We start from the raw sequence: 13,394 nt of genomic DNA on the forward strand, positions 1-13,394 counted from the left end.
GGTCATGAACCCCTTATTGTTCTTCTTCAAGTTCGTCTTGGCGTTTCTCTTTACTTGCATTTAATCGGGTAGAGTGCAGACTAGAAATGATGTCCTGAATAGATTCACGTTTCTTGCTGCCTGAACTTAGACCTAACTTTTCATGAATTTCTAATAAAGCCTCAACATAAGCTTCTGTTACTTTTTCAATCTTACGTGGCACAAAAGCATTACCGCCACGCTCATGCGCTTTAACGAATAGGCCAGAGTAAGGAATATAGGTACTCATTACATTCCAATCAGCGTTTTCTGGCAAAGATATTACAGGATCAAGTAGGGTATGCACGTACGCCACACCTTTTTCACCGCCTTTAATATCTGATGGGAGTAGTAGTTTAGGTACATTCAGGTTGATGTTCTTACCCATGAAGTTGATGAACTCCATCGTATCTTTAGTCGCATTCAAATCAAACTTAGATGCTTTGAGTGGAGTAACAATAAGGTTTACATGCGGCAAAATATCTTTTAGGTACATGTGCGCCGTATCTTGCTTATAACCTACGAAACCGGCTGTATCAATCCAGATTTCATCCATATCGGCATCTTTCAGGCGCTTGATAAGCTCTGACGGCATCATATCGTTTGCCGGCGCTACCACTTGAGGTAGAACGTAGTCAAAATTCTTAATACGATCTTCGCGGCTATCGTCTTGCCATAAAGTAGCTGTACGCTGTGGATCACAGTCCAGAATAACTACGTTACGTGTCCCCTGAAACATTGAAGCAGTCGCAAGATTTAGAACATTTGTCGTTTTCGCTGATCCGCCTTTTTGCGAAACGACAAGGATAACTTTAGTTTGGTGTTTAGCCATTTTTTAGTACCTATTTAATATGTTAAGCCTTAATTTATTGATTTTGATCCACTTGAGTATATATCAAAAGTTGGAATCCGTTTCATGCAGTTGAGTATATCTCAAAATATTGACTGTATCAAATTTTAATACACCCTATTTTTATTTATTTTTAGTATATTTTTTGATTAATATCACAAAACATTAATGAAATATTAGTTTTTTGGTAAAAATAACGAAAATACTTATGTACTATTGGATCATGACCACATCCGGATAAAGCTTATGAACGTGATGTTCGCCTTTGATAGAGTTGAAGCCAGTAAACAGAGAATCCTTACAGTCGGGGATAGTAATTCTCTCGAAGGAATCATTGAGAAATTCATGATTGCATACCACTTGGATTGTGGCCGCCTTGGTGAATATGAGTCTGATGCTGCTGCAATGTTGTATGAACTGGCTTTTGATCCGGATACGGAATACAGCTATGTCACTATGTATATAGAAGAAAGAAGCCACTAATTGAGTGGCTTTTTAGAGGGAAGTACAGGTAAACGCGCACGAGCCATCTGTACTGTCGGTATGGATGCTACGCTTAAGCATGGGATTCATTTTACTTTTAAAAGTTGGTCCCACTTGAAATAATTTTGACTAAGCTGATTACGAGTCATCGTCCAAGTTCTGTTCGGTAGCATACTGGCTCCAATAGCCAATTTCTTCTTACCAAATTTTTCATGAATCTGATCCAGAGAATCCATAAGCCGGTTACTTTGTTCAACCTGATCCATATCGGTGAACATGTCATAGATATGGTTTTCTTTCGGCTCAAGACAAGTAAGGATCACGCCACATTTCTTAAAGGCCACTCCTTCTTTATATATGCTCTCTATCATCGCCGTAGCAATCTTAGCGAGTGTTAAGCAATTATCTGAGGGTTCGGGTAGGGCAAATGACTCCGACCGCTTGTAGAGGGGCTGAGAGCTATCAAAAGGGTTGGAATGAGCAAATCCAATGATGCAGCCACATAGGAGTTTTTCACTTCTCAGTCGGGAAACGGCATCTTGCACATACAAGGTAATTGCTTCTTTCAGTTCATCCTTGTTATAGACCTTCTGACCAAAAGAACGACTAGCAATAATCTGTTTCTTGGCTTGGGGCGCGTGTTCTATCTCTATACACGATATACCTTGCAGCTCTAACAGGGTTCGTTGCATCACAATTGAAAACTGATCCTTAATCATCTGGGGTTTTGCATTTAAAAAATCCAGAACTGTGATAATTCCCAGACTATTGAGTTTCTTCGCGTGCTGCCGGCCAACGCCCCAAATCTCTCCGACTTCTATAGACTGGTACATACTCTCGGTCCAACTGTAATCAATAGCTGTGAGATTACATACGCCATTGAGCTGTTTGTTTTTTTTGGCAAGGTGATTGGCGAGTTTAGCCTCTGTCTTACTCCGGCCAATTCCAATACATGCGGGAAGGCCCAGATATTTCATCAGCCGTTTTAAAATCTCATAAGCATATTCAGTTAAATCAAGGTTAGCTTCATAAGCTGTTAAATCTAGCCATGCCTCGTCAATCGAATATACCTCTAGCTCAGATGAAGTAACAAACTCACCTAAGATTTTCATAAACCGGCGCGACATTTCTGCATATAAAGCGTAATTGCTTGATAACACCTGTACATCATGCTTCTCAACAATATCTCGAATCTGGAACAGGGGAACGCCCATTTTGATTCCCAAGTCTTTCGCTTCTTGTGATCTTGCAACAGCACAGCCATCGTTATTACTGAGGATGATTACCGCTTTATTGTTTAATTTCGGATTAAAAACACGTTCACAACTGACATAACAGTTATTGATGTCCACTAATGCAATGATCTTGTTTTGGTTATCCATGAAAATGAACCAGTCTAATAGTTATGTCTTATTTATACTTTTTACGGAACGGTTTGATTACGAATGTCACTACACCCCAGATCATCATTTCTTGACCATCTTTAAAGTGAATGTCGGAAAAGTCTGGGTTTTCTGCTTGGAGCCAACATTTACCGTTCTCGATCATTAGCCGTTTCACGGTGAAGTATTCATTGTCTATATTGGCTATAACAATATCTTCGTGTTTGGCTTCAATACTACGGTCCACGATAAGCTCGTCATCTATCTCAATACCTACATCCTGCATTGAGAGTGAAGCTACTGTAACCATGAAAGTAGCGGCTTCATTCTTCACCAGATGTTCATTTAAATCTAAAGTTCTTTCGACAAAATCTTGTGCAGGAGATGGAAAGCCTGCTGCTACCTTTTCAGTGGCTAAAGGAATACTCATTTTGATGGTAGGTACGATAGCAGCTATAGAATCCACTTCATCTACTTTCGGCTGTTTGGACTGCGCTAGAAAGTCTTTGATTGCGATAATACGAGAAATAGGAACACGAATTGTCTTTGTTGGTTCATTATAGATAGACTTACGGCCTGATCCTTCACGCGATCCACCACGATTATCACTCATTAAAATCTCCTTTGATTTTGTCACAAAATCAAATGTTAATCTTAATATGGTTTTAAAAACAAGAAAAATAAATCGGAAGCAGACCAACGGTGGGGAAAAAAGATCAGGGAACCCAGACACAATAAGTCAGGATAATCTGTCCTTATGATTGAAATATATAAACGCCGTAGTTGATTAAATAAACAGGCATAAAAAAAGCACTTATAAGAAGTGCTTCTATGGAAAGCCAAGAATGTAGATTTAGAAATACGTTTTATATTGCTCTAAATCTTCACCACTTGCTTCAAGGTCTTTAAACCAGAAAGGTTTACGGCCAAGACCATTCCAACGTTGAGTTGGCTTCTTAGGGTTGAAGAAATACATCTTACGAACGTTATCTTCACTACTTACTTGAACAGCAAATTTTTCAATATCTACGCCTTGTTCAACTTGTTGACGAATCCATTCAGGTCTGCGGCCAACGCCGGTCCAAATGTTCTTGTTATTCGTAGGATCAACATAAAGCTTACGGTATTTTCCGTTATCGGAATGATTACCATAAATTGCGTCAGAGCTTTCAAGAACGTGCGTAATTTCATCAAATGGAATGTTGTATTTTTTTACAATTTCCAAAATTTTGAGAATCGCTTCGTCTTTTTCTACCAATTTTCGCTTTTCAAGTTCATTCGCTGCATGAGCCAACATTTTATCAATTACATCAGATGGTAATTGGCTAACTGTTGCTGCAATGTTATCTAAACCTTTATGACTATCTGGTGATCTAAATACATCTTTAAGCAACTTGTTAGATTTTGCTATTTGTTTATTCATGGCTAACCCTATATCTCTGCTACAAACATTCCATGGTAATAAATTACCACTTATTTGCTTTATATTCACCTAAAATTAAAATATTTTCACTTAAAATATTTGCACCATTAATTCACAAACTAAAAGGGAAGTATTTTTAAATATTAAGGTGAACAATAAATGAAATAAATTTGAATCTAAGTTTAATTTAACATATTGATTTAATAATTGATTGGTAGAAATGTTTAAAAAATTTATTCGAGTTGACGACCTATTAGGTCGTTCAAAGTCATAAAACGGTAAAAAAAATCCCTTAAAATCAACACTCCCCCACATACTGCATATAACTATTATTATGTGCAGTACCAAATTTTAAGCTTTCAATGTAATCTTGTGTAATAATTTTAGACGGGGTTTCCATACTAATTTTAAAAAAATATTACCTTATAGGTTAAACTAAAAAATATTCATGCTCTAAATGGAGAAAAAAAAAAATAAATAGTGAAATCAATTTTTCTAAATTAAATATTAAAAGAAATGGCGTGAAAAGCGCACCTATTTAAATAAATTATTTTACCAAACGTTAAAAAATAATAAAATTAAATAATATTAAAAATAAATTCATGATTAAATTATTTCTCAACTATAGATTAAATTAACCCTATTTAATTTTTAAAACAAATTATCCATTTAATTAAATACGACTGGTATAAAATCATATTTCATATTATAAGTTAAGCCTCGTGGAAGCTAAATGAAAATGATATTTCTGGATATATGTACGTTTATTTTGGCTAGGGCAAAATGTTACAAATACGAGAAAAGTGTTCTTTTATTTATATTCTTTTTATCATCGAATAATTGAGGAATGTTCAAAATTCTCGTGTCTTGGATACCCTCATCTTGGAGCTAATTGAGGGTTGATGGCTCTAGGTTTTACTATCTTAAGCTTATAAATTTCTACTCTTTTATTGTGCATAAAGGAAAAATGAACACAAAACTCATTACTTTCGTGTGAATTCTGCCCCTTTTTGACATTTTTCAGCATAAATACTTTCTTCGCCATATCAACCCCCTATTCTACTGATCGCTTGATATAGAAAGGCTTACAGGTCGTTGTGGATCATTAATATTAAAGATGAAAATTGAAACTATTCATTATTTGTTATTTCTTGTTACATTATCTTGTTAAAAATAGCGATATTTTGTTTTTATCATTTATTAAATTCTATGTGTGGAAAATGATTAACTACTAAAAGATACATTTAAATTACATCTTTATAGTTTTTTAATTTTAAAGTCATATATCAGACCTAAATATTTATTGTTTGTATTAACTTTCAAGCAATAAAGACAAAAGAAAAGTTAAATAAATCGTAAACAGATAATTAAATAAAATTTAAATATTAATTTTTATTATAAGCTATATGTGAAATATTCATGTGATTAATATACGATCGTTTTTTTATTTTTGTATTTTAAAAATGAGATATAAATCTCCATTGAGGATTATTAAAAGAATCTAATTTTTGATAGTTTGTAACATATAAAAATCTAGGTATTACAGCTATTTGAAACGTCTTTCTCGTTCCGCAAGAATTTTGGTTAACCTATCGTTTTCATTGAGTCGGTGTTCATCCGTGTCGCGCATATAGATCATAGTGGTATTGATGTTCTTATGTCCTAAATGTTTTTGAGTAGCTACTACATCTATGCCAAGCGTCAACCAATGCGTTGCACAAGTATGGCGAAAAGTATGCGGTGTTGCAGACTCTAACTCTTTAGCAATAAAGTAATCCTCACAATCACTTGCTGCCCTTTTTAGGGATTCCTCAATCACATAATTTATTCCACGTTCAGAAATATTCTTTGTAGCTTTCAAAATGCTGTTAGGTTTTAGGCTGACTGGTGGAACAACGGGGATATTTTCTTCGTGAGCATTCGGCAACTCAGGTAAACCAATACTTAATCTATAAAATTTGAGTTCTTCCATAAGCTGATCAGTGAGCAATACGGTATGTTCACGATTGCCTTTCATTATGAATTTTAGTACCCACACCCGTCTGTTCGCCGTTTGCTGTACTGAAAAGCACGCCATATTAATATGAGCAATAGATGATCTACGTGCGCCAGTACAATATAAAAGGTGCATCAACCATCTATCTCGGATTGCCTTACTTCTTTCATGACTAGAATTTGATTTTACACTTTCATGTTTTAACCAAGAACTTAAGTAATCCCAAGCATCAAAGCTCAGCGATTTGCCAGAGGTGGTATAAGCTTCATTACCCTTTATCTTAGTAGACAGTACAACAGGATTTGATTTGATGACCCCTGCTTCTTTAATGTAGTTATAGAAGCTTTTAAGAACTCGCTGTGAATATTCTACTGAATCCAACTTCAAAGGTTTGAGCAAGATTTGAGTTTTGCACGTTACATCTCCGCTTTCGGGCTTTAACCAATTTTCATCCGGATTTAATAGGATTGATAAATAACGATTAATGTCTAAAGCAGATATATGATCAAATCGGGTGTGAATGGAATCGCAATAAATTAGAAATCGTTTAATTTCTTTGAGATAGCTTGAAAGTGTATTTTCTGAATTGCTACATGAATGTTCAATCCATGCTCGTACAACATCAACGTCTGACTTTGCACCAATTGGATTGACCAAATTCCAATAAGCTGAATTTTCTGATAAATCTTGCAATGCGTTGGTAGTCATAAAACATTTTGAATATTAAGGTATAGGTTATACTAAATCAAAAAATAAAATATTAAAAGTTTATTATAAGAACACTTGATAAATAATAATCAAATACTCTATATATATGCTAATGTTTTTAAAATATAATCGAGTTATGTAGAATTCTCACTGATTTTAATATGATTTTATTTTTTAAGATATTGGCCTTTGTTGCTGTCTTTCTTTTGATCGTTGTCATAGTGTTTGGCACAATATTTAAGACAAAAGAATTGAAAAATGACATCCCTGACGATCATATAGATTCTGATCAAGAAGAAGATAAAGTTTCCGAATTTGAAGGAAACGTTGCCCCAAAAAAGATTCTTACCGATAGCGAAGCATATAACCTTGAGAGAATTATTAGCAATCTTCCGGATGGTGTGATGATTTGCCCACAAGTTAGTTTTAATGCTTTTATCGATTGCAAGCAAATGACCCTTCGCAATCGTTTCAATAGAAAATCTGTTGATTATCTGATAGTTGACGAATATTTCAATCCGTTATTGGTGGTTGAATGCGATGACGATTCACATACAAGCAAGAAAGTCCGAATGAGAGATTTACAACGTGATCAGATTGCCGCCGCCGCCGGAATTCCTACCTTAAGGATCACGAATAAGACCCCTACAGAAGAATTGGGCGGGTTGATCAGAGATCATATTAGGAATGTTGCATAATTAAAGTAAGTGAATTAAAGGTTAATTAACGTTATATTATAATAATCAAAAATAAAAATAATACTAAGTTAGCCTTTTACTTTTTCTGATAATAATCCTAACTGCTTGTTAATAATGTTAGATATGATAAAGACATCCTCAGATTAAATAAAAAAAGCCCTACTTGAAGTTTAAAGTAGGGTGCTGAAAGATAACTTTTAACTTTGAGTAATTATATTTTAGAAAATGTTGTTATCTAAAACAGTTAGCCAATTAAGTGAGCCGACACCATCTTCTATAATATCCAAGTGCGAAGAACCCTGATGAACTACTACGTTTTTTACTGAAATTGTTTTTAGGCTGCCTATTAAGGTTAGTTTATTCATTCTTATCCATGTAGTTAAAGCTAATTCAATATCAGCCTTCAAGCTTTCTAAATTTTGCGTATAGTCAATATCAAGGTCATCGAGAAGCTTCCCATGAATGACACGTTTTACTCCCTTTAGATTTACAATCTTAATTTTCACCATTAAATCCTCATTATAAAATTAGATTCTAAAACCCAAGCGACCTTTTAGATCACTTGGGTTAAGCCTTTTTTAAGTAGCAAAAATATCCATTATTTCTTCTTTTTGCAGATAACGTCCCAACAATGGATTGCCAGTAAGTAAATTTCTCATCATTGAATAATTCTGTTGCATCGTCTTGGGTAGTGAACGAATTTCATTTGGATATTTCTTTAAAAAGATTTCAGTTCTTTCTAAAGTTTTATCCTTATCTGCTAATGCTACATAAGATTCGACATAACGATCGAAAAATTCTGCTGCTAATTCAGTCGGGATTGGATCATTGAGCAAACGCATTTCTGCAACTGAGCAATCTAAGTTTAGAACTCGATCCCATTCAATGTTATGAGCCTGTGTAACGAGATATGCCAATTCTGGACGTTGGCCGATTAAGTCTGGACGTAGATCAAGGTTATTCACGACTTCATCAATGAAAACATACTTAGGTAATTCATCAACCCAACCATTTTGAATGGCTTCAACAATCGTTTGTGTAAGACGCTCTACACCTACTGCATTCACTCGATCTACAGGAAGATTGACGTAAGCACGCTTATTGAGATTGAAGGCACTTGCAATCAAGTCGCCTGTCCAGTTAATGCTTTCCAATTTTGGATAAATGCCATTATTAAGTGCAATATCAAAAATCTCTTTTGTAATAAATCTAGGTTTTAAATACTCGATCCACTGTGGACGCTGTGACAGCATGTACACCAGTGCATCATACTTTTCATGGTGCATTAAAATTTTAGGATCACAATTATCGAAAATGAACTGAGGTGCATAAGCGTTCAAATTTTCTATAAAGTACATTAGTTCATTGATGCGTTGTTCATTGTTGACCAAGTTGGCTGCAATAACATGCGTGGCCCCTTCGATTGGGAAACGCATAAGCTGATCAACATAGAAATCAGCATCAAGCTTTGAGCGATCTACTTTATCCAGTAAAAACGCATCTTCATCCTTACTCGCAATTTCAATTAATTTTGAATCGATAATGTTTGGCGGTACAAATTCAATAGCACGCCAATCCAGTGATACAGCCTTCTGACAAATATAGAAGAACTTTAAATCATCACGCACATACTGTAGGGCCATTGGTACTTTTTTGATGACCTCACTGACAACATCAACAGTCTGGTGACTTTCATTCAATAGCCCTAGTAGTCTTGGCTCAATCATTACCGCCGTTGCATACATATTCGGTTGAATATATGAATCATCTAGGTTGATGATTGAGATGGGATTAGCATTGATCAAATCCCAAATATCATTCTCATTGAAAATTTGCGGTGGGATGTAGCCAAGATACAAAGGGTTTTTTCTGATCTGATCGACAAACTCATTAGAATTCAAATAATAGATGTTAAATGCGCGATTGTTTGGATCATAGAAAGGATTAGAGAGATATTCATTATGAATATTATTGCCATAGGGAGGTTTAATATTTGTGGCAAAAATTTTCCCTTCGCGCAGTAGCTCGTTATAAAGCTCCTGATTAGTATTTGATTTCATATAATCGCTATGCCAGTGATTTAATAATATTAATATTATAGTATTATTTATATTTAAATAAATACTAATATTAATCTTAATATTAAAAAAAAGCCCCTTATATAAGAGGCTTTTAATCGCTGTTTAATTACTTTTTGGGTTCTGTACTCACATACTGTTTAGTACCCTCATAAACTTTCTGATTGGCTGTGGTAGCCGCCTCGTTATAATTTTCAGGTGTTACGCTGATCATATTTGCATTCACTTGCTTAGGCGCTGCCGTAGTCGTGGACGTTGGGCCATTAACGTTTTGTGGTAAGGCGCTTGCATCCGGTGTTAGTCCTGTTCGCTCCTGAGCAGCTTGAATCTGTGCCGCAGAGTTGTCAGCTCTTTGGTCTACACGATTACCCACATCTTGAACATTGATCTGACCAACAGCCTGACTCATTTCGTTATAGCGTGATGCACCTTGAGGGTTTAGGAATTCCATTGCTGCCTGATTGATTAGTGGGTTGTTAGACTGCATTCCTGCGGTTACTAATGCCACACTAGCTCTATCATTTGGGTTTCCAAGAGAGATAAGTGATTGCTGTTGACGGGCAACATTCTGTTGGAAATTTGGATCGTCTACACTACTCACAGCAGACTTATATTTCTCAAATGCTTGTGGATTCATGTTAATCATACCCTGCACTTCTGGCGCTTTGGCTGCGATTGAACTTGTGAATTCCATGCTTTGTTGTTCAGTCTGTTTCAATGATTCAATTTTAGATTGAATTCGGTTGAAATCATTGGAGTACTGTTCAGTAAAATCACTTCCCTTGCTTTGAGTCGCTGTAGTGCGTAGCTCTTGTAAACGTTGAGAATAGTCAGATGCAGTAAAAGAAGTATTTTTGCCATTTGAATGTGCGGAAGCGGTGGTTTTAGTTAAACTATCACTCGTATTCAGATTAGATGTATTTGCATTGCTTAGAGTAGTGCCGTCACTTGCTACATTTGATTTAGAGCCTGAAACAGTGCCACCCACTTGCGCTCCCGCTTGAAGATTTGCGGCAGCATGAGCATTTTTCTTATCCTCGCCTGCTGCATTATTTTTCCCTGCCGTTTGTTGACCGCCGCCTACGGTTGCATTGCCATTAACACCCCCTTGAACCCCTGCGCTTACCGCGCCACCAGAAGCAGTAATTTCTTGCGTTCCCGACTGATTCATTAAACCGACTTGATTGCCTGAAACAACAGATTTGTTAAATGCTGAGCCTTGTTGAGTCACACTTGAATCGCTAATCGTATTGCCTTGTGCATAAGCAGCATTACTACCCATAGAGGTCGAATTTGTTCGGGCAGAACTAACATCAACACCCAATTTGCTACTTAAACTTGCAATTTCTGCTTCAAGTTCACTTCGTTGACTACTTATTGAATTAGATAGTTCAGAAGATGTTTTTTGGGTGTTAGATGAAGATAAGCTGACCTGAGAAACACCATTTACCGTTGCAACGTTTTGACCACTAATCGTAACTGCTGAACTGGTAGAGGCCATTGGTGCTGACTTAGCAACATCAGGGTTATTAACCTTGGCATCATAGTTACCCGCATCAGCACTATTCATACGGCCATAAATCTGATTCATACCCATCATCATGCCGCTAAACAGCATCATACAAAGTATAGGTACACTCGCCAGTAAAGCGTTTGCTAGAGCAAGTTTTTGGGAAACTGCTGCATAGAATTGTGGACCAGTGATCAGGTTGAGTTCATGTACGCCTGTAGCGTTAGCAACTTTTAACCATTCATCTGATAAGGTGTTCTGTATGTAGAAATTAATGATTGCAGCCATCGGTAGCCATAAATAAGCAGCTACCGTAAATGCCATATAATTACCAAGTAGCTTAAATGAGCCTGTTCCTTGGATCATGATGAACAAAACTACAATCGGGAAAATTAGAAACGAGAACATGATCAGAACGTTCTGCCCGTCACGCATTACCTGTAAAAAGCCTGTAGCTGCTGCTGCGTTCTTTTCTTCCCATTGATTTCTTGAACTGATCCAAGCAGAACATTTTGACATTCCCGACATGCCATCAGCCTGATCGTAGCAATAGCTTGCTGTTTGGAGCATTGGGTTAAAAATGGTTGCCATCATAAAGTTACGTGCGTTCTCTTGAGATGTATTTCCCATAAGACTGACGTAATTCACAATATCATTAATCGAATAGTCACTACCTCCTGCTTGAGGCTTTGGATTAAAGCCGGCAGACTCACCATTTGCTGACATTTGACGGATTAAGGCATTTCTTAAATTGTAGAGTGTTACATCTCCAATGATTTTATTGACATCAGTAGCCCCGCCCCCAGAGTTGTTGATGCCATCAAGATACGCCGTCATTGCTTTATCAAGTTCGTCTGCTGCCTGAGCGCAAGTCATCATATTGTCAGTTGTAATACCTGTAACAGCGAGAGTTACATATACGACAGTACTGGTACTTGTTTTGGCAGCATCCGTAAAGTATTTGACTGGATTATCAGATTTTTGATACTGCTCTGTATTAAAATTTGGATTACTTACGATACATGACTGATAAATGTTTTTTGTTGTTTGAAGTAAGGATTGTGATGGAACAATAGATGCTGAATCACGTAGAGCATTGATTAATTTTAAAGGGGTAACATAACCATCCTCAGAAATCTTAGGCATATATCCACTAGGATAATCATCAACGACTTGATATGCCTTTTCAATGATTTCAGTAAATACCACGCTGATCCCACTGGCTACAGATGCCGGCAAAGCCAAACCTAAAGGTACATTGTCTACAGTTTTGACATTGCCACTATAAATATCTTCAATCGCAACAGAAGCTTTAGGGACTGTCAAAATCATGTAAACAACCAAGGGTGCTAACAATGCCCTCATATCCATTTGCTGCTTGAAGGCGGCATTGTAAATCCAGACAGCAAAAAGCATCACCATGCCAAAAAAAGCACCGACACCCATGTTGCCAACGCCGTCACCATGGAATAGAGCGGTGTCATTAAACAGCATTGCTACGCCATTTAAGGCACTCGCAAAAAGGCCAGATTCGCCCATGGTATATATTACAAAAGGATCAGCCATCCGAAATCCTATTAATAATTATTAGTAAATAAATAAGATTATAAATGTATTGTTAGTAAATATAAAATAAAACAATAAAAAAACTTTAATAGTTTAAATTGTTTTTTATTTTTATAATATTTAAAGTATATTTCTTAGGTCTTAACCTTTTTTAGCATAAAATAGAGCCACTTATGAAAAAACAAGTTTTAGCATCACTTCTAATTTTTTCGGGACTTTCATGTTCTTTTGCTGTTTTAGCCAATAATGTTCCTGTATCTGGTGAAATCGCACAACCCTTAATGACTGAAAGCCAAATAGAGGAATATAAAGCCTTACATACTAAATTGGGTGTAACCACGATCGGTAATATTGAACCCTTCAGAAAATCGTTAGTTACTGATGTTAATGAGCGATTAAAAACTTTGAAAACACCAGAGCAAAAACTTCTTTTTATCATGTCAATGAATGATGTTACTGGCGGCAACTTCCATGTTAATGACAACTCAATCGTCAAGCTGAACAAAGAAGAACAAAACTATTTCGATACTTACTACACCTTTGTACTGGATCATTTAAACAAAGAGATTTCAGTCGGTGAACAGACGAAGGAACAGCTAATCGCTCAATATGAAAAGACATTCCCTTTTAAATTTTATGAGCGGGATTTGAATAAATTTCTGGCTTCGGACAAATAAAAAAA

The 13,394-nt window shown here is 36.1% G+C and carries 12 protein-coding genes; 3 read left to right on the top strand and 9 right to left on the bottom strand.

Annotated elements, in window-relative coordinates; all coding sequences use genetic code 11:
• Positions 1-13: 13 nt before the first annotated feature.
• On the bottom strand, positions 14-850 hold the full coding sequence (locus tag ACRAD_RS15445; protein ID WP_010699997.1) for a ParA family protein: 837 nt from the start codon (positions 848-850) through the stop codon (positions 14-16).
• Positions 851-1,114: 264 nt separating this feature from the next.
• Between ACRAD_RS15445 and ACRAD_RS15450 the strand changes: the two genes are divergently transcribed.
• On the top strand, positions 1,115-1,351 hold the full coding sequence (locus ACRAD_RS15450) for a hypothetical protein (RefSeq protein WP_010699998.1): 237 nt from the start codon (positions 1,115-1,117) through the stop codon (positions 1,349-1,351).
• 86 nt (positions 1,352-1,437) lie between these two features.
• Here the strand turns inward: ACRAD_RS15450 and ACRAD_RS15455 are convergent, their stop codons facing one another.
• The 5 genes from ACRAD_RS15455 to ACRAD_RS15470 all read right to left on the bottom strand — a co-directional run bounded on the left by ACRAD_RS15455 (position 1,438) and on the right by ACRAD_RS15470 (position 6,860).
• Entirely contained in the window at positions 1,438-2,733 is a 1,296-nt protein-coding gene (locus ACRAD_RS15455) for a Y-family DNA polymerase (RefSeq protein WP_010699999.1), read from the bottom strand.
• Between the two features lie 28 nt (positions 2,734-2,761).
• The gene (locus ACRAD_RS15460) at positions 2,762-3,346 is read right to left on the bottom strand and encodes a LexA family protein (protein WP_010700000.1); all 585 of its coding nucleotides are present in this window, start codon (positions 3,344-3,346) and stop codon (positions 2,762-2,764) included.
• 240 nt (positions 3,347-3,586) lie between these two features.
• A complete protein-coding gene (locus tag ACRAD_RS15465) occupies positions 3,587-4,156 on the bottom strand; it encodes an H-NS family nucleoid-associated regulatory protein (RefSeq protein ID WP_010700001.1) in 570 nt (189 codons plus the stop codon).
• Positions 4,157-5,033: 877 nt separating this feature from the next.
• On the bottom strand, positions 5,034-5,201 hold the full coding sequence (locus ACRAD_RS16525; RefSeq protein ID WP_010700002.1) for a hypothetical protein: 168 nt from the start codon (positions 5,199-5,201) through the stop codon (positions 5,034-5,036).
• A 501-nt stretch (positions 5,202-5,702) separates the two neighbouring features.
• On the bottom strand, positions 5,703-6,860 hold the full coding sequence (locus tag ACRAD_RS15470) for a tyrosine-type recombinase/integrase (RefSeq protein ID WP_010700003.1): 1,158 nt from the start codon (positions 6,858-6,860) through the stop codon (positions 5,703-5,705).
• A 161-nt stretch (positions 6,861-7,021) separates the two neighbouring features.
• On the opposite strand from ACRAD_RS15470, the gene ACRAD_RS15475 reads away from it, so the two are divergent.
• The gene (locus ACRAD_RS15475; RefSeq protein ID WP_010700004.1) at positions 7,022-7,558 is read left to right on the top strand and encodes a DUF2726 domain-containing protein; all 537 of its coding nucleotides are present in this window, start codon (positions 7,022-7,024) and stop codon (positions 7,556-7,558) included.
• Positions 7,559-7,776: 218 nt separating this feature from the next.
• On the opposite strand, the gene ACRAD_RS15480 is transcribed toward ACRAD_RS15475, so the two are convergent.
• The 3 genes from ACRAD_RS15480 to ACRAD_RS15490 form a co-directional block, all read right to left on the bottom strand.
• Positions 7,777-8,067, bottom strand: coding sequence for a hypothetical protein (locus ACRAD_RS15480; RefSeq protein ID WP_010700005.1), 291 nt, complete (start codon positions 8,065-8,067; stop codon positions 7,777-7,779).
• A gap of 69 nt (positions 8,068-8,136) precedes the next feature.
• The gene (locus tag ACRAD_RS15485) at positions 8,137-9,618 is read right to left on the bottom strand and encodes a hypothetical protein (RefSeq protein WP_010700006.1); all 1,482 of its coding nucleotides are present in this window, start codon (positions 9,616-9,618) and stop codon (positions 8,137-8,139) included.
• Positions 9,619-9,745: 127 nt separating this feature from the next.
• Positions 9,746-12,712, bottom strand: a complete 2,967-nt coding sequence (locus ACRAD_RS15490; RefSeq protein WP_010700007.1) for a conjugal transfer protein TraG N-terminal domain-containing protein — start codon at positions 12,710-12,712, stop codon at positions 9,746-9,748.
• Between the two features lie 173 nt (positions 12,713-12,885).
• Here ACRAD_RS15490 and ACRAD_RS15495 point away from each other — a divergent pair, with 173 nt between their 5' ends.
• Positions 12,886-13,389, top strand: coding sequence for a hypothetical protein (locus ACRAD_RS15495; protein ID WP_010700008.1), 504 nt, complete (start codon positions 12,886-12,888; stop codon positions 13,387-13,389).
• Positions 13,390-13,394 lie beyond the last annotated feature (5 nt).

This window comes from Acinetobacter radioresistens DSM 6976 = NBRC 102413 = CIP 103788 (assembly GCF_006757745.1).
In the GTDB taxonomy this organism is placed as follows: Bacteria; Pseudomonadota; Gammaproteobacteria; order Pseudomonadales; family Moraxellaceae; genus Acinetobacter; species Acinetobacter radioresistens.